Consider the following 20,364-nt stretch of genomic DNA (forward strand, 5'->3'; position numbering starts at 1 on the left):
CCGACGGCACTACGGAAAGCGGCCCCCTACGATGACCGTCATCACGACCGCCACGGCACTGCTCGCCGACATCGCGGTGGAGAAGGACCGCACGGACGCCGTGCAGGCCTTCGTCAAGCAGGAGACGATCCTCGTCGAGATCACCACCGGGGACGGCCTCCAGGGAATCGGGTACGCCTACACGATCGGCACCGGCGGATCGTCGGTGCTGGCCCTGCTCCGGGAGCACCTGCTTCCTCTCCTCGTCGGCGCGGACGCCCGCAACGTCGAGGCCCTGTGGCAGCGGCTGTTCGCGACGACGCGGGCCACGACCACCGGAGCCATCACCTCCCTCGCCCTCGCCGCCGTGGACACCGCCCTGTGGGACCTGCGGTGCAGGCGCGCCGGTGAACCGCTGTGGCGACTGGCCGGCGGCCACCGCCAGGAAGTCCCGCTCTACGACACCGAAGGCGGCTGGCTCCACCTGGACACCGACGACCTGGTCCGCTCGGCACTCGAGGCGCAGAAGGCCGGGTGGGCGGGCGTCAAGATCAAGGTGGGCAAGCCGCATGTGGCGGAGGACGCGGAGCGGCTGCGCGCCGTCCGCGAAGCCGTGGGTCCGTCGATGCACATCATGACCGACGCCAACCAGTCACAGACCATCTCCTCGGCACTCCACCTCGCGGCCGCCCTCGAACCGTACGGGCCGTACTGGCTCGAGGAACCCCTTCCGGCCGACGACGTCAGCGGACACGCCCGCCTGGCGGCCGCGACGAGGACTCCCGTCGCCGTCGGTGAGTCCCTGTACTCCGCCATGCAGTTCCGCGCCTACCTGGAGTCGGGCGCGGCCTCCGTCGTACAGGTCGACGCCGCACGCATCGGCGGCATCACTCCGTGGCTGAAGGTCGCGCACACCGCGGAGAGCCACAACGCCATGGTCTGCCCGCACTTCCTGATGGAACTGCACGTCAGCCTGGCCGCCGCGGTGCCCAACGGCATGTTCGTCGAGTACATCCCGCAACTGAGGGCCGTGACCCGCACCGAACTGATGATCCGTCACGGACACGCGGTGGCACCGGACATGCCAGGCATCGGGATCGACTGGGACATGGACGCCGTCGACAACCGGAGGGTGGCATGAAGGCACCCGCGACGACCCCGGAGCACGACCGTCGGACCGACCGAGCCAAGGCCGCGCCCCAGCCCGCCCGGCGGCTGCCGTTCTGGGTGAACCAGCGCCTCGGTCTCCTGGTGCTCACCGTCGCTCTCGCCGCGCTGTTCGGCCTCCTGCGGCCGGCGTTCCTCGACCAGCGGCTCGTGCTGTTCCCCCTGCTGCGGGACATCTCGACGCTGACCGTCGTCGCGCTCGCGCAGATGGTGGTCCTGTCCGTGGGACACATGAACCTCGCCGTCGGCCGGATGGCCGCCTTCGGCGCCCTCTTCGCGGGCCTCGGCTACGACAGGCTCGGCCTTCCACTCCAACTCGGCCTGCTGCTCTGCCTGTTCGTCGGCGCCGCCATCGGCGCCCTGACCGGCTGGATCATCGCCCGTACCGGCGTCAGTGCCTTCGTGGTCACCCTGGCCATGGACTTCGCCCTGCAGGGACTGGTCTCCCTGCTCTACTCGGCGCTGACCGAGAACGCGGCCTTCACCACTCGGCCGAGCGGGCTCATGGACCTGCGCACCACCTCGCTCGCCGACATCTGCGTCGGTCGCCTCTGCGGATCCCCGGCCGTCCCGCAGATGGCACAGTTCACGGTCCTGGCGCTGGGCGGCCTCGGTGTGCTGTACTCCCGCACCCGGGTGGGCCGGGAACTGCTGCTCACCGGCGCCAACCCCGCGGCGGCGGAGCTGTCGGGCATCCCCACGGGCCGCCGCGTGATCCTCGCGCACACCCTGTCCGGACTGCTCGCCGCACTCGCCGGTTTCATGGCCGCCGTGAGCACCGGCACGTTCCGCGCCTCCATCGGTCAGGACTTCATGCTGCCCTCGTTCCTCGGCGCGGTCCTGGGCGGGACCCTGCTCACCGGCGGCGTCGTCTCCGTACTCGGCGCCCTGCTGGGCACCTCGCTGGTCGGCGTGATCCGCAAGGGCCTGGATCTGCTCGGTGTCGGCCTGGAGAGCCTGAACATCTACCTCGGCTGTGTCCTCCTGCTGGCCCTGTCGGCCGACCGGGTACGCACCGTCGTGTCCTACCGCAAGGTGGTGCGCTCCACGTGATCACCGTCAACGCCCCCGCAGCCCGTACCGGCGCGGCCCTGCGCCGCTTCTCCCGCTCCACGACCATGACGCTGCTGTGCGTGACAGCGGCCGGATACCTCGTCCTGGGCGCGGCCTCGTCGGGCGAGTTCTTCCACGGGCCGTCGGTGCGGACCTTCCTGCAGTACCTGGCCACGCCCATCCTCATCGGGCTGGCACAGATGACCGCTCTGTGCGTGGGGCAGCTCAACCTCGCGGTCGGTGCCCTGGGCGGCTGCGCGGCCTGTCTGATGGGCGTCCTCATGGCCGACGGCGGTGTCCCGGCCCCGGTCGCCGTTGCGGCCGGCGTCCTCACGGCGACACTGGTCGGTCTGGTGACCGGAGTGTTCATCGTGGCGACGCGGATCAACGGCTTCATCGTCACGCTCGCCACGATGACCATCCTGCTGGGAGCCCAGTACCGGCTGGTCGGCACACGCACCGTCGACGGCTACTCGCCGGCCCTCAAGGACTTCGGCCGTGCGGCTTTGCTGAACCTCCCGCTGGTGTTCCTCACCGCGCTCGCAGCGGCGGCCCTGCTGGCCGCGTTCATGTACCGCGCGACCGCCGGTCGCCGGCTCCTCGCGGCGGGCGGCAACCCGCTGGCCGCGAGACTGTCGGGCATCTCCACCGACCGGCAGATCGTGCTCGCGCACACCCTGTCCGGCCTGCTGGCCGGCGTCGCGGCCGTGACCGCGACGGCGTCGTTGCCCGGCGTCAACAGCAGCGTCGGCGGGGACTGGCTGCTGCCGAGCTTCGCCGCTCCGATCATCGGAGGTGTCGCGCTCAACGGCGGATCCGTGGCGGTGCTGGGCACGGTGCTGGCGGCGTTCGTCATGCGGCTCATCGACGCCGCGCGCGCCCAGTTCTCGCTCGACCCCAGCTGGGTGAACTTCCTCATCGGTCTGGTCGTGCTCGGTACCGTGGTCGGTGGCCGCGTCCACCAGACCCGCATGGATACGAAGGGCAGGGCGCCGGGGCGCACCCCGCCCGGACCGGCGGGCCGAGGACGGCCGGCCGATGCCGCCCTGCCGCACCCGGGAGGCGCGCGATGAGCCAGGTGCTTCTCGAAGGCCGGGAGATCGTCAAGGTCTTTCCCGGAGTACGGGCCCTGGACGGCGTCGGCCTGCGCCTGACGGCCGGATCCGTGCACGCTCTGCTGGGTGAGAACGGCGCGGGGAAGTCCACCCTCATCAAGGTGCTGACCGGCGTCCACCCGCCCGACGGCGGCCGGCTCACCTGGCGTGGCCAGGAGGTGCGCCTGCACTCGCCGCTGGAGGCCACCCGGACCGGCATCGGGGTCGTGCACCAGGAACGCAACCTCATACCCGACTTCTCGGTGGCGGAGAACATCACCCTGCAGAACCCGCCCTCGCGCCGCGGGCTCGTCGACCGGCAGGCCATGAAGGCCCCGGCCCTGCGCTGCCTGGCGGAGCTGGGCCTGGACCTCGACCCACTCCGGCCGGTGCGTGAACTGTCTGTGGCCCAGCAGCAGTTGGTGGAGATCGCCAAGGCGCTCCACACGAGGAGCGAGGTGCTGCTGCTCGACGAGCCGACCGCCTCGCTGTCCCCCCAGGAGGCCGACCGCCTCTTCGGCGTCGTACGGCGGCTGACGGCCCGTGACACATGTGTCGTCTTCGTGAGCCACAAGCTGGAAGAGGTCTTCGCGATCTGCGACACCGTCACCGTGCTGCGCGACGGCAGATCGGTGCTGGAGTCCTCTCCGCTCGCGGGTCACACCCACGACGAGGTCGTGAACCTGATGGTGGGCCGCGTCCACACGGCGACGGAGATGCGTCCGCGCACCCCGGACCGCACGGCCGCGCCCGTTCTCGCGCTGGACGGGGTCTGCACCGGCGACGGCCACCGGGACATCTCACTTCAGGTGCGGCCCGGCGAGATCGTCGGTCTCTACGGCCTCGTCGGCGCCGGGCGCAGCGAGCTGGTCAAGGCCGTTGTGGGCCTCGACCGGATCACCGGCGGTGAGATCAGGATGCACGGCAGGCCGGCCCGGATCGCGTCCCCCCGCCAGGCGCTGCACGAGTTCGGCATCGGCTATCTGACCGAGAACCGCAAGGAGGAGGGCGTCTTCCTCGAACAGCCCGTACACCGGAACATCACGGTCACCGTGTGGAGAAAGCTGGCCGGGGCCCTCGGGTTGATCTCCGCCGCCGAGGAGCGGAACGTGGCTCAGGACCTGGTCGAGCGCCTCGGTATCCGTGTCTCGGGCCTCGACCAGAACGCCGGTGAACTGTCCGGGGGCAACCAGCAGAAACTGAGCCTGGCGAAATGGCTCGCGGCCGACGCCCGGCTGCTGATCGTCGACGAGCCGACCGTGGGTGTGGACGTACGTACCAAACACGCCTTCCACGAACTCCTCTGGGAGCTGGCCCGCTCAGGTCTGCCGATTCTGCTGATCAGCAGCGACCTCACCGAGATGATCACCCTGGCGGACCGCGTCCTGGTCATGGCCGACCACCGCATCCGGGGCGAGGTCGACAATGACCGTGACTACGAACGGATGAGCGGCCGGATCATCCGCATCATCCACGACCGCGCCCTGTCGGCGGTGACCGCGAAGGAGGACACGGAATGAGGCGTGTGGCACAGGTGATCCGGATCCGCCCGGAACTGCGCGAGAAGTACTGCGACTTGCACCGCGACGTGCCCCAGCCGGTGCTGGACACACTGCGGGACTGCAACATCGGCAACTACTCGATCCACCTCCTCGGCGACCTGCTGTTCGGCTACTTCGAGTACCACGGCGACGACCTGGCCGCGGACATGGCCCGGATGGCCGCCGACGAGGCGACGCAGTCCTGGTGGCGGCTGACCGCCCCCTGCCAGCAGCCGGTCGAGGAAGCGGAACCGGGGCAGTGGTGGGCCGAGATGGAGCAGGTGTTCCTCATGCCCTGAGCCCGGTCGACGAGGGTGCGACGGCGCGGCGAAGCGCCTCGTCGAATCATCGAGCCGGCTGGAGAAGGAGAAGGAAACCGCATGAGTGACACGCCGCTCGTCGATGCCCACCACCATGTGTGGGACCTGGCCGTGCGGGACCAGGACTGGATCACCGGTCCCGCACTCGCGCCCCTGCGCAGGACCTTCTCGCTCTCGGATCTGCGTCCGCTCGCCGAGCGGGCCGCGGTCGGCGCGACCGTGCTGGTGCAGACCGTGACGGTCCCGCAGGAGACCCCCGAGATGCTGGCACAGGCGGCCGGTGACCCACTGGTCGCCGGGGTGGTCGGATGGACCGACCTGACGGCGCCCGACGTGGCGGACACGCTGGCCGGGCTGCGCGAACTGCCCGGTGGCGGACGGCTGGTGGGCATCCGGCACCAGGTGCAGTCGGAACCCGACCCGTGGTGGCTGGCGCGGGAGGACGTCCTGCGGGGGCTGTCCGCAGTGGCAGACGCCGGCCTGGCCTACGACCTCGTCGTCCTGCCGCACCAGCTGCCAGCGGCCACCGCCGCGGCCCGCCGCCTGCCGGGTCTCGGAATGGTCCTGGACCACATCGGCAAACCCGCCGTTGCTGACGGCGCGCTCGAACCGTGGGCGTGCGAACTGCGGGCACTGGCAGCCGAACCCAACACCTTCTGCAAGCTGTCCGGCCTCGTCACGGAGGCCGACCGGAGCAGTTGGACGGTCGACGACCTGCGCCCCTTCGCCGACACCGTCCTCGACGCCTTCGGACCGGAGCGGGTCATGTACGGCTCCGACTGGCCTGTGTGCACACTGGCCGCCGACTACGCGGAGGTGCTCGACGCGGCCCGCGCCCTGACGGCCGGGCTCGGCACGGACGAACGCAGTGCCCTGTTCGGGGGCACAGCCGTGCACGCCTACCGGCTGCGGATGCCCGCCCGGCACTCCCACCCCCGTCGGTAGACTGCCCCCGTCCCGTGACCGCCGGAGCCGCAGGAGCAGGAGAACGGATGCCACCGCATGACAGTTCCCCTGTCGGGGCGCCGGAGTCCGAAGGACGGAGCCAGTCCACCGGTCCTGGTCGCCAGGTCCTTTCGGACAGCGTCTACGAGCAGATCAAGGCCATGGTCATGGACCATGAGATCGCCCCAGGCGCACGCGTGGGGATGGAGGCGCTGTCGCGCGCACTGGGTGTCTCGCCCACACCCGTCCGTGAGGCCCTGGCGAGGCTCGAGTCCGACGGACTCGTGGTGAAACGGTCGCTCTCCGGATACCGGGCGACCGAGCTGCTCACGCGCGAGGGCCTTGAAGAGCTGTTCGAAATGCGGCTGCTGCTGGAACCGAGGGCGGCGGCGCTCGCCGCCGTCAACTCCACCGAGGAGCAACTCGACACACTCGAGCGGCTCGTGGAAGAGATGCGGACCCATCCGGGGCCGACGGGACGGTACGCGGACTACCGCGACTTCGCCGCGCTCGACCAGCGCTTCCACGACACGATCGCGACGGCCTCGCAACGTCGGCTGCTCGCCGACGCGGTGGAGCGGCTCCACTCCCATCTGCACGTCTTCCGGCTCACGAGCGGCAGGAGCGCCGACGACCCGACGCTCGCGGAACACGAACGTGTCGTACGCGCGATACTGCGCCGCAAACCCGACCGTGCCGCGGAGGCGATGGCGGAGCATCTGACCCGCAGCCTGCGGCGACAGCTCAGCCAGGACCCCAAGCCCTGATCGTCCCTGCGGTCGCGCCGACGGGACGGCGGATCCGCACGCCCACCGCCCGGGGCGAGGAGGCCGCATCCGCCTGCATCAGGCGGATGCGGAACCGCTGCCGGACTCGGCGACGAGTCCGGTGAGGCGGCGCAGGAAGGTGACGAGCAGGACGCGCTCGGTCGGCGTGAACGCCTCGCAGGCGCGGGCCTGGCGCTCCCGCAGCCGGGACCGGAGCAGGGTGAGCCGCTCGGAGCCCTCGTCGGTGAGGCTCACCAGGACGCGTCGCTCGTCCTCGGGGGACCGGCGACGCACCACGATGCCCTTCGCCTCCAGCTGTTGCAGCATGCGCGTGGCGGTGGGGACGCTGACATCCGCACTGCTCGCCAGTCGGCCCACCGGGATGTCCGTCTCCGCGGCCAGGGGCTCCAGGAGTGAGACCTGGGCGAGGGAGAGCCCGCCGATGTGCTCGGCGCCGGCCGAACGCGCCCGGCGCATGGCGACGAAAAGCGCGTCGGCCGCCTGCGCGATGTCCTCTGCGCCCACGTCGCCGTCCGTCGTCGTCATGTCACCGTTGCCGCTGTCACCCATGGGTGGTAACTTACCAGAGCAATGGTTAGCGGCCTAAATATTAGGAGGCGAGAGGACATGCCCTCTCCCCGCCGCATCGACGTTCACCAGCACCTCATTCCGCCGGCCTACCGCGACGTGATGGACCGGCACGGCGTCACGGCTGCCGGCTGGCCCACTCCCGCCTGGGACGCGCCCAGCGCGATCGCGATGATGGACCGCCGGTCGATCGCGACGGGCATCCTGTCGATCAGCTCGCCGGGCACCCACTTCGGCGACGACACCGAAGCCCGCGCCGTCGCCCGCACTGTCAACGAGTACGCGGCCGAGCTGGCCAAGGACCGGCCCGACCGCTTCGGGTTCTTCGCCTCCCTTCCGCTGCCGGACGTCGACGGCGCGCTCGCCGAGGCCGCCCACGCGCTGGACGAACTGCACGCCGACGGGGTGGTGCTGATGTCCAACGCCCGGGGCCGCTACCTCGGTGACAAGGAGTACGGGGCGCTGTGGGCCGAGCTGGACGCCCGTGGCGCGGTGGTCTTCATCCACCCCGACGCGCCGCCGATGCCCAGGCTGGACGGCATGCCCGGCGCGCTGGTGGACTTCCCCTTCGACACCACACGCACCGCGGTGCACATGACACTCAACGGCGTGATGAGCCGGCACACCCGGATGAAGGTGATCCTCTCCCACGCGGGCGGCTTCCTGCCGTATGCGGCCTGGCGGTTCACCGCCGGTGCCCAGTTCAACCCGGGCACCACCTCGCAGGGCATCCTGAGTGACTTGCAGGGGTTCTACTTCGACACCGCGCTGTCCGCGACCCCGTCCGCGCTGCCCTCCCTCCTCGCCTTCGCCGCCCCCGGCCACGTCCTGTACGGCAGCGACTTCCCCTTCGCCCGGGAGGAGTTGGGCACTCGGTTCGATTCCATGCTGGACGGGTACGAGGGCTTCGAGCCCGGGCAGCTCGACGCGGTCAACCGCGGCAGCGCCGAGGTTCTCTTCCCCCGTCTCGCAGGCGCCTGACCGCGCGGACCTCGCGGAGCACACCGAGGGCGCGGGCGCTGACACCACCGCTGCGTTCGTCCCGCGACGCCGGTGCCCGAACTCGCGGGTGTCCCGGGGCACGAGGTGGCGCACCTGCTGCGCGACCACCACGGCCGGGCGGCCGGGCTCCCCGCCGCCGTCCAGCGCGCCCGGCACCGCGTCAACGTCGCGCAGGACTGCGAGATCAACGACGACCTGCCTGCCGACGGCCTGCGCATGCCCGACGGGTGTATGCAACCCCGCCTCTTCGGCCTCCCCGCTGGCCGGTTGTTCGAGATGTCCCTCGACCGGCTGCCGCCGGATGCGCGGGCGCCGGACTGCGGACCGGGTGCCCACGGCCGGGTCGGGCCCTGGGAACTGCCCGACTGCGCCGGCCCCGCACGGCTCGGTGAGGTCGAGGCGCAGGCCCTGCGCCGGCGGACCGCCGAGGCGATGGACGCCCATCGGTGCACCCGTGGCTCTCTGCCCACGGGCCGGTGGCGCTGGGCCGCGGAGATCCTGCAACCCACCGTGGACTGGCGGCGGGCGCCGTCCGGCGCGGTCCGGGAAGCCGCCGGACGGGTCGGCGGAGCCGTCGACCACACCCATCGCCGTCCCCCGCGCCGCACCTCGGCGCCGGGCGGCGCCGTCCCGCCGGGCCCGCGCCGTCCGCTGCCGAGGGCGGCCGTCGTCATCGACGCCGTCGGGTTCGATGGGTGACGCAGAACTGGCGGCCGCCCTCGCCGAGGTGGCGGGGGTGCTGCGCGAGGTGGGGGTACGGGGCAGTCGGGTGACCGTGCGCGACGGCGACACGGACGTGCGGCCGTGTCCCGGGTGGCGGCCACCGGGCAGCTCGCCCTGGGCGGCAGTGGCGGCCCGGACATGCGTGCCGGTACCCAAGCGGCGCTCGCGACGCCGGACCGCCCGGGCACCGTCGTCGTACGCACCGACGGACTCACCCCCTGGCCCGACGAGAACCCATCCTGCCGTATCATCGCGGCTCTGATCGGCACCGCCGCACCACGGCCCCGGAGCTGGGTGGAGGCGGTGCGCATGCCCACCTGCACCGTGATATCCCGGTATCCGGAAAGTGAGGGGGGACAGCGACGAGGGTGTTGGTTCGTCGCCTACCGTGACGACGTGGCGGCGGCGGCCGTTGTGCCCGGCAGCGGTGAGGGCTACGAGTTCGCGGCAAGATCGTCACGGTCCTCCTCGCTGCGAGCCGACGTGCCGACGAGCCAGAGAGCGATCTTGACGACCAGCAACAGTGAGTGGGTCCGGTGTTCCGCCTACGGGAACCGGACGACCCTTTCGTCGGTACTGACCGCCGGGGTGCGGCCTCGGCCACGCGCGGCCGTGTGGCTCTCCGCCGTCGGCATCGCCCTGTTCGGGCTGGTCGGCGCGAGCGCGCCCAACCACAACACCCTCAGGGCGCCGATCCCGTGGCTTCGGCTGCCGGTCATGTCGGGCACCGTCTCCGAGGTGGTCACCTCTGCGGCCATAGTGCTGTCGTGTCTCGGTGCACTGGGCATGATCAGCGCCCATGCGCGGGGCTGGCGCCCCAACCCGCGGCTTCTGTTCGCAACGGGTGCGCTCGCCGTGCTCCTCGTCGCCGACCTCACCCCGGTCGGCTCCTCCGACACGGCCAGTTACGCCGCGTACGGCAGGATCGCCGCACTCGGCGGCGATCCGTACGTGACGATCCCGGCCCAACTGGGCGGCGCCTACGCCCATCTGGTGAGCGATGCCTGGCAGCGCACCCCGTCCGTCTACGGGCCGGTCGCGACCTGGTGGCAGGCGGCTGCCGCGTTGCTCGGAGACGATCGGCCGTGGCTGACGATCTGGGCGCTGATGCTGGCGAACGGGGCGGTGTTCCTGGGCACCGGCTGGTTGCTGCTGCGCACCGCCGACGACCCGGTCCGGGCCGGCCTGCTGTGGACGGCCAACCCGCTGCTGATCGGCGTACTGGTCGCGGGCGGGCATCTGGACACCCTTGTCGCCTGCCTGGCCGTCTGCGCGATTCAGGTCGCTCGCCGGGCCACCCGGTGGCACCACGACCTGCTCGTCGGAGTGCTGGTCGGCCTGGCCTGCGGCGTCAAGATCAGCGCTGCGCTGCTCGGTGCGGGACTGGCCTGGCCGCTGGTGCGCGCGGGCGCCTGGTGGCGGACGGCGAGGCTGACCTGCTCGGCGGTGCTGACCCTGGCCGTCCTGTACTGCGCTTATGGGCTGCACGCCCTCGCCCCGCTGTCCGCCGCCTCTCACCTGGTCTCCACCCCGTCGCTGTGGGCGGCCTTCGACGACGTCGGCGTCGCACTGCTCGGACATCGAGGGACGGAGACCGCCATCGGCCTCCTGTGGCCGGTGCTCATGCTCACGCTGGCCTGGACGCTGTACAGGCGTGTCCCGGCGGACGTGCCCGCTGCCGTCGCCGTACCCTTCGTCCTCGCCTTCGCCTGGATCCTCGCGGCCCCGTGGTCGATGCCCTGGTACACGGCACTCGCCTTCGCACTGGCGGCCTTGTTCCGTGAGCGCCGGCTCACCGGCTACCTCGTCGTGACGTTCGCCGTGCTGGCCCTGTTCCACAACAGCGGTGGTCACGGCTGGACGTGGTAGGGGAGGGACGCCGCCTTCGCGCACAGCGAGATACGGCAGTCGGCCGTTGTCACGGTGAACCGACCGGTGCGCGGCGCCGGTCTGCCGCGGAGAGCGACGAGGCCACGGCCGCTACGAGCGCCGCGCAGAGCAGGACGGCGACGGAGTGGACCCAGCCGTGGCGTACGCCGCCCCGGGACAAGTGGAGCGCGAGCGTTATGAGGGCGACGCCGAGGGCGGTGCCCAGGCCGCGGGCCATGTTCACCAGGCCGCCGCCGGTGCCCGAGCAGTTCGCCGGAATCGCGCCCATGACCAGCGTGTTGTTGGCCGGGGTGAACAGCCCCAGCCCGAGTCCGAGGACAGCCAGTTGCACCGCCAGCCAGGACGGTGTGACGGGAAGTAGCGGCATCGCTGCGAGTGCGCCCGTGCAGACGGCCACCCCCAGCAGGCAACGTGCCCGGTCGCTCACGGCGCGGGGCAGGACGCGGTCCGCGCCGGCGGCCGCCAGCGCGAACCCGGCCGGCAGTGCCGTCAGCACCGCACCGGCCAGCAACTCCGAACCACCGGCCCGCACCACGATCTGTGGCACCAGCACCAGCGGGCCGAACAGCACCAGATACCCGCACAGCGCCGCCGCCAGCCCCGACGAGACCGCCCGCACGCGCAACAGTGCCAGGTCGAGCAGGGGAACGGGGGTACGGCGCTGGCGGCGGACGAAGGCCCAGCCCGCCGTCCCGGCTAGGGCGAAGAGGGCGGTGACCGCCCAGGGCGGCACCGGGAGCCCGGAGGCCGCCGAGACGCCCAGCAGCAGGCTCGTGGTCGCCACGGCCAGCAGCACCAGACCGGGCCAGTCGAAGGAGGCCACCCGGTTCCGGCTGCGGGTGCGGGGGAGCAGATAGTGTCCGGCGACCAGCGCGACGACCCCCACCGGGACATTGATGCCGAACACCCAGCGCCAGCCGAGGGCCGACACCAGTGCCCCGCCCACGGTCGGCCCCAGTGCCAGCCCCAGGGCCTGCGCCGCGGCCTGCACCCCCAGCGCTGTCCTCATCCGTTCCCGGGGAGCGCTCGTCGTCACCAGGGCGACGCTGTTGGCCTGCATCATCGCCGCGCCCACCGCCTGCACCACCCGGAAGACCACGAGTGCGACCAGGGACGGGGCCAGGCCGCAGGCCGCGGACGCGCCGGTGAAGACGACGAATCCGTAGAGGTAGAACAGCTTGCGGCCGTACGCGTCGGACAGGCGCCCCACCGGTATCAGCAGGGCGACGAGCGTGAGCAGATACGCCAGCGACACCCACTCGACGGCCGCCAGCGACGTTGCGAACTCGCTGCGCAGGCTGCCGTAGGTGAGCGTCACGATGCTGGCGTCGAGCTGACCCATGAACGCGCCGAAACACACGGTCGCCACTGCCAGCCACCATGCTCCGGGTCGGCTGCGTATCGCGTGCGGCCGGGGGCGCTCCCGCACGAGGAGCGTCGGCCAGGGCCGGGTGCGTATAGGGCCCGCGTCCGTCTCGCCACCATCCACGACGTCATCGTCCTTAGGTTCCAGAGGGGCCCTTGCCCCTCGATATTACATCGGCTACCAATCTATTTTGTAGCCGATGTATGGCGGCCCGGGGAACAGGGAACACCCCTGGAAGGAGACGATCGGGGGCGCGCGGCGTCGGCGGTCGTGGCACACGCAAGGGGGCGCGGATGACCGGCGGTCCTGCGGTGCATGCCCGCGGTGGGGGCGGTTGAGAGCCGGTTCGGCCGGCGGGCGTCATACGCCCGGCGAGGTCAGCGCGGTGTGGCGCCTTCGTCGGGTTCGTCAGGCTCGCCCAGGTTCTCGGCCAGTTGGAAGAGGGCGGGCAGCGCGTCCTTGATGGCCGCGCGGGCGCCGTCGTCGAGCGAGGCGAGTGCTGCGTCGATGCGGCGTTCGTGGGCGGCGGTCCAGGCGGCGAGCTTCTCGCGGCCGGCGTCGGTGAGGGCGACCACGGAGGCCCGGCGGTCGGCGGTGTCGACGTCGCGCGTGACCAGTCCGGCGGTGATCATCTGGCCGATCAGCCCACTGACCGTGCTCTGGGCGAGGCGCCGACGGGCAGCGAGGTCGCTGATCCGGGCAGGGGAGTGTTCGCCGAGCACCTGGAGCAGTTCGACCTGGGCCATGGGAAGGGTCTCCCACGCGTAGTCCGTGCGGATCGAGGAGCGCAGCGCGCGTCGAAGCCGGGTGACGGCCTCGGTGAGCAGGCGGGCGTCCTGCTCCGCCCCCAGGGGGCGGGGCAGGGAGACCTCGGTGCGGGACTGCGCAGACATGAGCCAAGGGTAGCCGCGGCGCGGACGGCGACAGCCGGGTCGTCCACGGCTCGGACCGCCTGCCGACCCGACCCGTCCGTGCTTACCGAAAACTTCGGTGTCCGATGTATCGTCGGGTCGACCCCTGTCCGGCCCGCGAGCCGGGTTCCGTACGTGCGAGAAACGGTCGAGCCCTTGAACCTGGCGTACCTCCCCAGCCCCTCCCAGGGGGTCTGGCACCTTGGACCGTTGCCGATCCGCGCGTACGCACTGTGCATCCTGACAGGCATTTTCACCGCCGTCTGGCTGACCGGCCGCCGCTGGGAGGCCAGGGGCGGCCGCCGCGAGGACATCGCAGACATCGCCATCTGGGCCGTGCCGTTCGGCCTTCTCGGCGGCCGTCTGTACCACGTGGTCACCGACCCCGAGCTGTACTTCGCCGCGGGCAAGCAGCCCCTTCACGCCCTCTACATCTGGGACGGCGGCCTGGGCATCCCGGGTGCGGTGGCACTCGGCGCGGTCGGCGCCTGGCTGGGCTGCCGCCGCCGCGGCATCGGGCTGGCCGACTTCGCCGACGCGGTCGCGCCGGGGCTGGTGCTGGCGCAGGCGATCGGCCGCTGGGGCAACTACTTCAACCAGGAGCTGTACGGCCGCCCCACCCATCTGCCGTGGGCGCTGTACATCGACCCGGCGCACCGGCCCGTGGACAGCCCGGACATCGCGCTGTACCACCCGACGTTCCTGTACGAGTCGCTGTGGGACGTCGGTGTCATGGCGCTGCTGTTGTGGCTGGACAGCCGGCACCACCAACGGCTGCGCCGGGGACGGCTGTTCGCCTGCTACGTGCTCGCCTACACCACCGGCCGGGCCTGGATCGAAGCCCTGCGCATCGACCACGCCAACCACTTCCTCGGCCTGCGCCTGAACGACTACGTCTCCCTCCTGCTGTTCACGGGCGCCCTCGTGTACCTGATCGTCAGCCGCCGTCCACGTCCGGGCGACGACGCGTCCGGCCCGCAGACCGAGGGCGGGCAGGAGTCCCCGAAGCCGGTCGCGGCCCGCGCCCGTGACCCGAAGCAGGTGTGACAGCTGCTCCTGCCACCGCCCTGGCCGGTCGGGCGGACGTCCTGCCGAATGGCCGGTCATGGGCAGGGTGTTGCACATCCAAGCGTCACTGGCCAGGATGGTTACGTGAACCATGCATTTCCCTGCGGAACGCTTCCTCTGGACTTTGTAGGAACGCTGCGCGCGCGACGCAATGCCGAGCCGATCGAGAAGCTGGCCTCCCCCGAGCTGCTCGACGACTGGTTCCTGGAGTCCGGCATGCTCGATCTGGCGCCCGGGGCGAGCGAGGCCGACCTCGCCATCGCCCTGGATCTGCGTGAGGCGATCCACTGCCTGGTCGTGGCCCGGATCGAGCGTCGGCCGCTGTCCGCCGAGGCGGTCGCCGAGGTCAACCTGCATGCGGCGGGGCTCCCCGTGACCGTGCGGCTCGGTCCCGGCGGTGCGACGCGCACCGGCACGGCCGTCCAGGGACTCGCCGCCCTCGCCCGCGAGGCGGTCGAGATCATCGGCGGAGACGAGGCGGCGCTGTTGCGCGAGTGCGCCCGTCCCGAGTGCACGCAGGTCTACCTCGATCGCTCCCGAGGTCACCGACGCGAGTGGTGCGCCATGCGAACGTGCGGCAACAGGGTCAAGGCCGCCGCCTACCGGGCACGCCGGCACAGCGCCCAGAGCTGACCAGGAAGAGAACGGTCGTGAACAGCCGGTCAGCCGCCTCGCTCCGGGCGCGGTATGTCGAACAAGCCGCGGGGGATCTCGAGGAGAACCGTCACCGGCAACGGGAACTGGCCGAGCGGCTCAGGATGTTGAAGCAGGAGGAAGCCCTGCTGACGGACATCCTGGCGCTCGCCGAACGGTATGAGGAGACGAACGCTCCTGCCCTGCGCGAGCGGCCCGAGCGTGAAGCCGTCACCTCCCGGGAGAAGGCCGCCGCGACGGGAAAGCCGGTGCAGCCGTTGCTCCGGGATGTCCTGATCGAGTTGCTCGGCGCCCACGACGCACCGAGGTCGGCGAAGGACCTGCGGGACGAGCTGATGGCACGGCACCCGGACCGTTCACCCACCCCGCAGGTCGTCCGCAACGCTCTCGCATCACTCGTCGCGAAGGGGCGGATCCGGCGCCACGAGCGGGCGCGTTCGGTGTCGTACACCGTCGCGGAGCATCCGACACGCTGACCTCTACGGGCTGCCGGGCCTCCGCCGGCGGTGTCGACGTCGTACATCGAGTGGACCATGAAGTGCCCGATACCCGTGCGCCGGCGGATGCCTGCCGAGCGTGCCTCCGGCACGGCACCCAGGTGTCGGCGGGTGAAGTCGAAGCCGGCTTCGTCAGAGGCGGTCCGCGTCGACGACGGCCTGCGCGAACGCCACCGGTGCCTCCTGCGGTACGTTGTGGCCGACGCCGGTCAGCGTCCGGTGCTCGTACTTGCCGGTGAACCTGGCGCGGTACGTCGAGCCGTTGCCGGGCAGGGTGAAGGGGTCCTTCTCGGGGTCGACGGTGATGGTCGGCACCGCGATGGAGGGTGTCATGGCCAGCTTCTCCTCGTAGCGGTCGTAACGGCGTTCGCCGTCGGCCACGCTGAGCCGCCAGCGGTAGTTGTGGATGACGATCGCGGCGTAGTCGGGGTTCTCGAAGGCGGCCGCGGTGCGCGCGAAGGTGGCGTCGTCGAACTTCCAGGTCGGGGAGACGAGTTCCCAGACGAGCCGGGTCAGCTGGAGGCGGTGGTCCTGGTCCTCCATGGCCTTCCTGCCGCGTTCGGTGGCGAAGTAGAACTGGTACCACCAGGTGTGTTCCGCGGCCGCCGGGAGCGGTTCGAGCTGGGCCTTGCGGTCCGTGATGAGGTAGCCGCTCACCGAGACCAGAGCCTTGACGCGCTCCGGCCACAGGACCGCGAGGATGTCGCCGGTCCGTGAGCCCCAGTCGAAGCCGGCGATCACCGCGTTGTGGATCTCGAGGGCGTCCATCAGCGCGATGATGTCCAGGGCGATCACCGACTGCTGGCCGTTGCGGAAGGTGCGGGAGGACAGGAACCGCGTCGTGCCGTGACCGCGCAGATAGGGGACGATCACGCGGTAGCCCCGGGCCGCCAGCAGGGGAGCGACGTCGACGTAGCTGTGGATGTCGTACGGCCAGCCGTGCAGGCAGATGACCACCGGGCCGTGAGCGGGGCCCAGCTCGGCATAGCCGACGTTGAGCAGACCGGCCTTGACCTGCTTCAGGGAGGGGAAGGAGGTGTGCCTCCCCGGAGTGCCCGGAGTGCCCGGCGCGGCCGCGGAGGCCGGGGCGGTCGGGGCGGCGCTCGAAACGTCCTGCAGACCGGCCAACGAGGCGGCGGCTGCTCCCGTGCCCAGCCCCATCGCCTTGCCGAAGGTACGCCTGTTGATCATGTGAAGCCTCCCATGTGTGGGGACAAGTGCCGCACGGTCGCGGCGAGTTCAAGCGCAGGGGTGACTCTGACACAGGGTTCGTCACCAGTCAAAAGGGTGACGTAGCGAATTCCGTGACCAGTTCAAATGGTGACTGGGGCTTGCGATCGCATGCGTCACCCGTCAGAGTGGTTACTGGTGTGTGTTCCGTGGGCCGTCGATCCTCCGGAGCGACGACCGATGAAGAAGTGGAGTTCGGCCATGGACAAGGAACCGTTGACGGACCTCGGCGCGGCGGCACGGCACGCGCGGTACGGCAGACTTCCCGAGCGCATCCGCTTCGAGGACATGACCGAAGAGGTGGAAGCCGACCGGAGCGGCGGGGTGACGGCCTCTTACAACCCCGAGGGTTCGTGGAACTACTACTCGTGCCTGGCCCTGGACCTGGGGCTGTAGATCTCATGACTCGTCGCACGGACGCGGAGACGGGCGCTTGGTCGGTTCGTCGAGCAGTGGCAGCACCAGTGGCAGGCGGCGAGCGCCGTTGCACACCCGCCGGGAGAGCTGGTTCTGCACCCGGCCGGCCCAGTAGCCGTAACCCACTGTCTCATTGTCGGGCGGCCCCCGGTCCGGTGCGACCCGGTGCCCGGCGCCCCGGCGGGCACCCGCAGCGCGGCCGGCCACAGGGCGGTGCGGCATTCGTGCTCACAGGTGCGGCCGTCGTGCCGCAACGCGGCGCCCAGGGGCAGTCGTGGACCACGGGCGCACTGCCCAAGGGGCCCACCGGGAGGATCCTCGGAAGGGAGATCGTTCCGCGGTCCGATCGGGGCAGCGGGTGCGGAAACCGTGTACGGCGGGCGGGTCGCACCGGCTGGGTATCGCCGTACAGGTGCTGGACGGCCTGGACCAGGGGTGCGAGCACGGGTTCGGTGGCTGCCTGGTCCAGGGCCTCGCGCAGGGCGGTGTTGTGGGTGGGACGGGCCTGCTCCAGCAGGCGCAGGCCGGCGTCGGTGACATTGGTGCAGATGCCCCGGCGGCCGGTCGGGCGCAGGTAGCGCGACAGCAGCCTGCGGTCCTCCAGTCGGGACACCAGCCGCGTGGTGGCGCTCTGGCTGAGGACGACGGACTCGGCCACCTGCCGCATCTGCAGAGGAGGCCGCCGCCGCATCCCGGTCTCCAGCAGGCCGCGCTGCCGGCCTTCCGTGTCAGGTGCGGGATCGCCGCCGAGCCCTGGAGCCCTCTGGCTCGGGGCGCCGTCCTCAAGGGCGAGGCGATCGTGCGAATCGCCGAGGCGTACGGCGTAACCCCGGCGCAGGTCGTGCTGCGCCGGCACCTGCAGAGCGGCAACATCGTGATCCTCGAGTCCGTCACCCCCGACCGCATCCGGCAGGGTCTCGACGTCTTCGGCTTCCAGCCCGCCGACGCCGGCTCGGCCGCCCTTGCAGGCCCTGACGGGCTCTGCGCACCGGCCCCGACCCCGACACCCTCAACCGACCGACCCCGAACACCCCGGGTGTGCTGCCCGTCCCGTGCAGGGAGAACGCGCGCACCCGGGGGGCCGGGCACCGCCTCCGCAGCCGCACAGCCTCGACGAGGGGACAACGCACCATGCAGATCGATCTCTCCGGCCGGACCGCTCTCGTCACCGGCTCCACCCAGGGCATCGGCCGGGCCATCGCCACCGGCCTTGCCCGCGCGGGAGCCCGCGTCGTCGTCAACGGCCGCGGCGAGCAGCGCGTCGCGGACGCCGTCCGCGCCGTGTGCGCCGACTCCGGCAGTGACGACGTCATCGGCGCCACGGGCGACCTGGCGACGGAGCAGGGCGCCGCCGCCGTACTGCGGGCCGTACCCGCGGCCGACATCCTCGTCAACAACCTCGGCATCTTCGGTGCCGCGCCTGCGCTGGAGATCGACGACGCCGAGTGGCGCCGCTACTTCGAGGTGAACGTCCTCTCCGCCGTGCGGCTCATCCGCTCCTACCTGCCCGGCATGAAGGAACGGGGCTGGGGACGTGTCCTCAACCTCGCCAGCGACTCGGCCGTGGCCATCCCCGCCGAAATGATCCACTACGGCATGACGAAGACCTCGCTGCTCGCCGTCAGCCGCGGGTTCGCCAAGGACGCCGCAGGCACCGGCGTCACCGTCAACTCCGTCATCGCCGGACCGACCCACACCGGTGGCGTCGAGGGATTCGTCCGCGAGTTGGTCGGCGACGAGTTGCCCTGGGACGAGGCGCAGCGCGAGTTCATGGTCAAGTACCGCCCGCAGTCCCTGCTGCAACGCCTCATCGAGCCCGAGGAGATCGCCAACCTGGTCGTCTATCTCGCCTCGCCGTACGCCTCTGCCACCACCGGCGGTGCCCTACGCGTCGACGGAGGCTACGTCGACTCCATCCTGCCCTGAGCCCGCCGCCCGACCACCGTGCCCCCGGCCTGCCTGCCGAAGGCCTGCGGCCGGACAAATTTGATCTACAGAAGCATATAGCCCGCGTTTGCATTAGTAAGCGTATGCAAGTACCGTCGTGTGCAAGTAGGCTGCGAAGGGCGCGTGGGGGAGTCGCCGAGCGGCCACCACGCACGAATGGGAGCCAGTTCCTGATGAGCCTGACCCACCTGCTGCCCGGTTCGCTGGGCTTCGGTACCGCCCCCATGGGCAACATGTTCCGCGCCATCCCCGAGGACGAGGCGCAGACCACCCTGCAGGCCGCCTGGGACCAGGGCATCCGCTACTACGACACCGCCCCGTTCTACGGCGCGGGCCTGGCCGAGATCCGGCTCGGCGAGATGCTGTCCCGGCGGCCGCGGGACTCCTTCGTCCTGTCCACGAAGGTCGGCCGTGTCATCCACGACGAGGTGGAGGATCCCACCGCCCGAGACCTGGGCGAGAAGGGCGGCCTGTTCGAGCACGGTCGCCCCAACAGGATGACCGACGACTACGGCGCCGACGCCACCAAGCGTTCCATCGAGGACAGCCTGCAGCGGCTGAACACCGACCGGCTCGACATCGTCTGGGTGCACGACATCGCCCAGGACTTCCACGGCGACCGCTGGCTCGCCCAGTTCGAGACCGCCCGCACCGGCGCCTTCCGGGTCCTGGACGATCTGCGCGACCAGGGTGTCATCAAGGCCTGGGGCCTGGGCGTCAACCGGGTGGAGCCCATCGAGCTGACCCTCGCCCTGGACGAGCCCCGCCCCGACGGATTCCTCCTGGCCGGCCGGTACACCCTGCTGGACCACCGCCAGGCACTGCAACGGCTGTTGCCCGCGGCGCAGGAACAGGGTGTCGACATGGTCGTCGGCGGCCCCTACAGCTCCGGCATCCTGGCCGGCGGCACCCACTTCGAGTACCAGCAGGCCCCGGCCCACATCCTCGAGACCGTCGGGCGCATCCGGGAGCTGACCGAGCGGCACGGTGTGTCCATCAAGGCCGCCGCGCTGCAGTTCACCCTCGCCCACCCGGCCGCCGCGGCGGCGATCCCCGGCGCCTCCCGCCCCTCCCGGATCACCGAGGACCTCGGTGCCCTGCGCGAGGAGATCCCCGCGGCCTTCTGGCAGGACCTGCGGGAGGCCGGCCTGCTCGACCCGGCCGCGCCCCTCCCGGCCGGCGACTGACCCGCCCGGCACCCGGCA

Annotated in this window: 20 protein-coding genes and 2 pseudogenes; 17 read left to right on the forward strand and 5 right to left on the reverse strand. The window is 71.3% G+C overall.

Going from position 1 to position 20,364, the window contains the following annotated elements:
- Nucleotides 1–31 precede the first annotated feature (31 nt).
- From GQF42_RS41795 to GQF42_RS41825, 7 genes are all read left to right on the forward strand, one after another.
- On the forward strand, nt 32–1,120 hold the full coding sequence (locus tag GQF42_RS41795; RefSeq protein WP_158928795.1) for a mandelate racemase/muconate lactonizing enzyme family protein: 1,089 nt from the start codon (nt 32–34) through the stop codon (nt 1,118–1,120).
- Nucleotides 1,117–2,199, forward strand: a complete 1,083-nt coding sequence (locus GQF42_RS41800) for an ABC transporter permease (protein ID WP_158928797.1) — start codon at nt 1,117–1,119, stop codon at nt 2,197–2,199. Before GQF42_RS41795 ends, GQF42_RS41800 begins: the two co-directional genes overlap by 4 nt.
- A complete protein-coding gene (locus GQF42_RS41805; RefSeq protein WP_158928798.1) occupies nt 2,196–3,272 on the forward strand; it encodes an ABC transporter permease in 1,077 nt (358 codons plus the stop codon). Before GQF42_RS41800 ends, GQF42_RS41805 begins: the two co-directional genes overlap by 4 nt.
- Nucleotides 3,269–4,813 (forward strand): sugar ABC transporter ATP-binding protein, encoded by a 1,545-nt coding sequence (locus GQF42_RS41810; RefSeq protein ID WP_158928800.1) that lies wholly within the window; start codon nt 3,269–3,271, stop codon nt 4,811–4,813. The genes GQF42_RS41805 and GQF42_RS41810 overlap by 4 nt, the downstream gene beginning before the upstream one ends.
- Complete coding sequence (locus GQF42_RS41815) at nt 4,810–5,133, forward strand: L-rhamnose mutarotase (RefSeq protein WP_158928803.1); 324 nt, start codon at nt 4,810–4,812, stop codon at nt 5,131–5,133. The genes GQF42_RS41810 and GQF42_RS41815 overlap by 4 nt, the downstream gene beginning before the upstream one ends.
- Before the next feature lie 81 nt (nt 5,134–5,214).
- Nucleotides 5,215–6,099 carry an amidohydrolase family protein gene (locus GQF42_RS41820; protein ID WP_158928805.1) on the forward strand — a complete coding sequence of 295 codons (885 nt, stop codon included), beginning with the start codon at nt 5,215–5,217 and terminating at the stop codon, nt 6,097–6,099.
- Nucleotides 6,100–6,146: 47 nt separating this feature from the next.
- Complete coding sequence (locus GQF42_RS41825) at nt 6,147–6,866, forward strand: GntR family transcriptional regulator (protein ID WP_158928806.1); 720 nt, start codon at nt 6,147–6,149, stop codon at nt 6,864–6,866.
- Nucleotides 6,867–6,944: 78 nt separating this feature from the next.
- Here the strand turns inward: GQF42_RS41825 and GQF42_RS41830 are convergent, their stop codons facing one another.
- Nucleotides 6,945–7,436 (reverse strand): MarR family winged helix-turn-helix transcriptional regulator, encoded by a 492-nt coding sequence (locus tag GQF42_RS41830; protein WP_158928808.1) that lies wholly within the window; start codon nt 7,434–7,436, stop codon nt 6,945–6,947.
- Between the two features lie 57 nt (nt 7,437–7,493).
- Here GQF42_RS41830 and GQF42_RS41835 point away from each other — a divergent pair, with 57 nt between their 5' ends.
- The 3 genes from GQF42_RS41835 (at nt 7,494) to GQF42_RS41840 (ending at nt 11,048) form a co-directional block, all read left to right on the forward strand.
- Entirely contained in the window at nt 7,494–8,435 is a 942-nt protein-coding gene (locus GQF42_RS41835; RefSeq protein ID WP_158928810.1) for an amidohydrolase family protein, read from the forward strand.
- Between the two features lie 72 nt (nt 8,436–8,507).
- Nucleotides 8,508–9,155 carry a DUF2201 family putative metallopeptidase gene (locus tag GQF42_RS46515; protein WP_233273670.1) on the forward strand — a complete coding sequence of 216 codons (648 nt, stop codon included), beginning with the start codon at nt 8,508–8,510 and terminating at the stop codon, nt 9,153–9,155.
- Between the two features lie 105 nt (nt 9,156–9,260).
- Nucleotides 9,261–11,048, forward strand: a complete 1,788-nt coding sequence (locus tag GQF42_RS41840) for a putative hexosyltransferase (RefSeq protein WP_233273671.1) — start codon at nt 9,261–9,263, stop codon at nt 11,046–11,048.
- A 49-nt stretch (nt 11,049–11,097) separates the two neighbouring features.
- Here GQF42_RS41840 and GQF42_RS41845 read toward each other — a convergent pair whose 3' ends face one another.
- Both GQF42_RS41845 and GQF42_RS41850 read right to left on the reverse strand, forming a co-directional pair.
- Nucleotides 11,098–12,498 carry an MFS transporter gene (locus tag GQF42_RS41845; protein WP_407699541.1) on the reverse strand — a complete coding sequence of 467 codons (1,401 nt, stop codon included), beginning with the start codon at nt 12,496–12,498 and terminating at the stop codon, nt 11,098–11,100.
- Nucleotides 12,499–12,812: 314 nt separating this feature from the next.
- Entirely contained in the window at nt 12,813–13,328 is a 516-nt protein-coding gene (locus tag GQF42_RS41850; protein WP_158928814.1) for a MarR family winged helix-turn-helix transcriptional regulator, read from the reverse strand.
- A 174-nt stretch (nt 13,329–13,502) separates the two neighbouring features.
- On the opposite strand from GQF42_RS41850, the gene lgt reads away from it, so the two are divergent.
- From lgt to GQF42_RS41865, 3 genes are all read left to right on the forward strand, one after another.
- On the forward strand, nt 13,503–14,393 hold the full coding sequence (gene lgt / locus GQF42_RS41855; RefSeq protein ID WP_199272982.1) for a prolipoprotein diacylglyceryl transferase: 891 nt from the start codon (nt 13,503–13,505) through the stop codon (nt 14,391–14,393).
- A gap of 105 nt (nt 14,394–14,498) precedes the next feature.
- On the forward strand, nt 14,499–15,047 hold the full coding sequence (locus GQF42_RS41860; RefSeq protein WP_158928816.1) for a CGNR zinc finger domain-containing protein: 549 nt from the start codon (nt 14,499–14,501) through the stop codon (nt 15,045–15,047).
- Nucleotides 15,048–15,064: 17 nt separating this feature from the next.
- On the forward strand, nt 15,065–15,544 hold the full coding sequence (locus GQF42_RS41865; protein ID WP_158928818.1) for a hypothetical protein: 480 nt from the start codon (nt 15,065–15,067) through the stop codon (nt 15,542–15,544).
- Between the two features lie 153 nt (nt 15,545–15,697).
- Here the strand turns inward: GQF42_RS41865 and GQF42_RS41870 are convergent, their stop codons facing one another.
- Nucleotides 15,698–16,756 (reverse strand): alpha/beta fold hydrolase, encoded by a 1,059-nt coding sequence (locus GQF42_RS41870; RefSeq protein WP_158928820.1) that lies wholly within the window; start codon nt 16,754–16,756, stop codon nt 15,698–15,700.
- Nucleotides 16,757–16,996: 240 nt separating this feature from the next.
- On the opposite strand from GQF42_RS41870, the gene GQF42_RS41875 reads away from it, so the two are divergent.
- The gene (locus tag GQF42_RS41875; RefSeq protein ID WP_158928822.1) at nt 16,997–17,191 is read left to right on the forward strand and encodes a hypothetical protein; all 195 of its coding nucleotides are present in this window, start codon (nt 16,997–16,999) and stop codon (nt 17,189–17,191) included.
- Nucleotides 17,192–17,621: 430 nt separating this feature from the next.
- On the opposite strand, the pseudogene GQF42_RS41885 reads toward GQF42_RS41875, so the two are convergent.
- Nucleotides 17,622–17,885, reverse strand: a pseudogene (locus tag GQF42_RS41885) (MarR family transcriptional regulator); the annotation flags it as partial.
- 15 nt (nt 17,886–17,900) lie between these two features.
- Between GQF42_RS41885 and GQF42_RS46520 the strand changes: the two are divergent.
- The 3 genes and pseudogenes from GQF42_RS46520 to GQF42_RS41895 form a co-directional block, all read left to right on the forward strand.
- A pseudogene (locus GQF42_RS46520) lies at nt 17,901–18,226 on the forward strand (aldo/keto reductase); the annotation flags it as partial.
- Between the two features lie 117 nt (nt 18,227–18,343).
- On the forward strand, nt 18,344–19,138 hold the full coding sequence (locus GQF42_RS41890) for an SDR family NAD(P)-dependent oxidoreductase (RefSeq protein ID WP_158928826.1): 795 nt from the start codon (nt 18,344–18,346) through the stop codon (nt 19,136–19,138).
- 194 nt (nt 19,139–19,332) lie between these two features.
- A complete protein-coding gene (locus GQF42_RS41895) occupies nt 19,333–20,346 on the forward strand; it encodes an aldo/keto reductase (RefSeq protein ID WP_158928828.1) in 1,014 nt (337 codons plus the stop codon).
- Nucleotides 20,347–20,364 lie beyond the last annotated feature (18 nt).

The organism is Streptomyces broussonetiae, assembly GCF_009796285.1.
GTDB classification, from domain to species: Bacteria; Actinomycetota; Actinomycetes; order Streptomycetales; family Streptomycetaceae; genus Streptomyces; species Streptomyces broussonetiae.

Excerpts from the sequence above, each read along its gene's own strand:
- GQF42_RS41795 (WP_158928795.1), top strand. The coding sequence starts at position 32 with ATGACCGTCATCACGACCGCCACGGCACTGCTCGCCGACATCGCGGTG.
- GQF42_RS41800 (WP_158928797.1), top strand. The coding sequence starts at position 1,117 with ATGAAGGCACCCGCGACGACCCCGGAGCACGACCGTCGGACCGACCGA.
- GQF42_RS41810 (WP_158928800.1), top strand. The coding sequence starts at position 3,269 with ATGAGCCAGGTGCTTCTCGAAGGCCGGGAGATCGTCAAGGTCTTTCCC.
- GQF42_RS41815 (WP_158928803.1), top strand. The coding sequence starts at position 4,810 with ATGAGGCGTGTGGCACAGGTGATCCGGATCCGCCCGGAACTGCGCGAG.
- GQF42_RS41820 (WP_158928805.1), top strand. The coding sequence starts at position 5,215 with ATGAGTGACACGCCGCTCGTCGATGCCCACCACCATGTGTGGGACCTG.
- GQF42_RS41825 (WP_158928806.1), top strand. The coding sequence starts at position 6,147 with ATGCCACCGCATGACAGTTCCCCTGTCGGGGCGCCGGAGTCCGAAGGA.
- GQF42_RS41830 (WP_158928808.1), bottom strand. The coding sequence starts at position 7,436 with ATGGGTGACAGCGGCAACGGTGACATGACGACGACGGACGGCGACGTG.
- GQF42_RS41835 (WP_158928810.1), top strand. The coding sequence starts at position 7,494 with ATGCCCTCTCCCCGCCGCATCGACGTTCACCAGCACCTCATTCCGCCG.
- GQF42_RS41850 (WP_158928814.1), bottom strand. The coding sequence starts at position 13,328 with ATGTCTGCGCAGTCCCGCACCGAGGTCTCCCTGCCCCGCCCCCTGGGG.
- GQF42_RS41870 (WP_158928820.1), bottom strand. The coding sequence starts at position 16,756 with ATGATCAACAGGCGTACCTTCGGCAAGGCGATGGGGCTGGGCACGGGA.
- GQF42_RS41875 (WP_158928822.1), top strand. The coding sequence starts at position 16,997 with ATGGACAAGGAACCGTTGACGGACCTCGGCGCGGCGGCACGGCACGCG.
- GQF42_RS41890 (WP_158928826.1), top strand. The coding sequence starts at position 18,344 with ATGCAGATCGATCTCTCCGGCCGGACCGCTCTCGTCACCGGCTCCACC.
- GQF42_RS41895 (WP_158928828.1), top strand. The coding sequence starts at position 19,333 with ATGAGCCTGACCCACCTGCTGCCCGGTTCGCTGGGCTTCGGTACCGCC.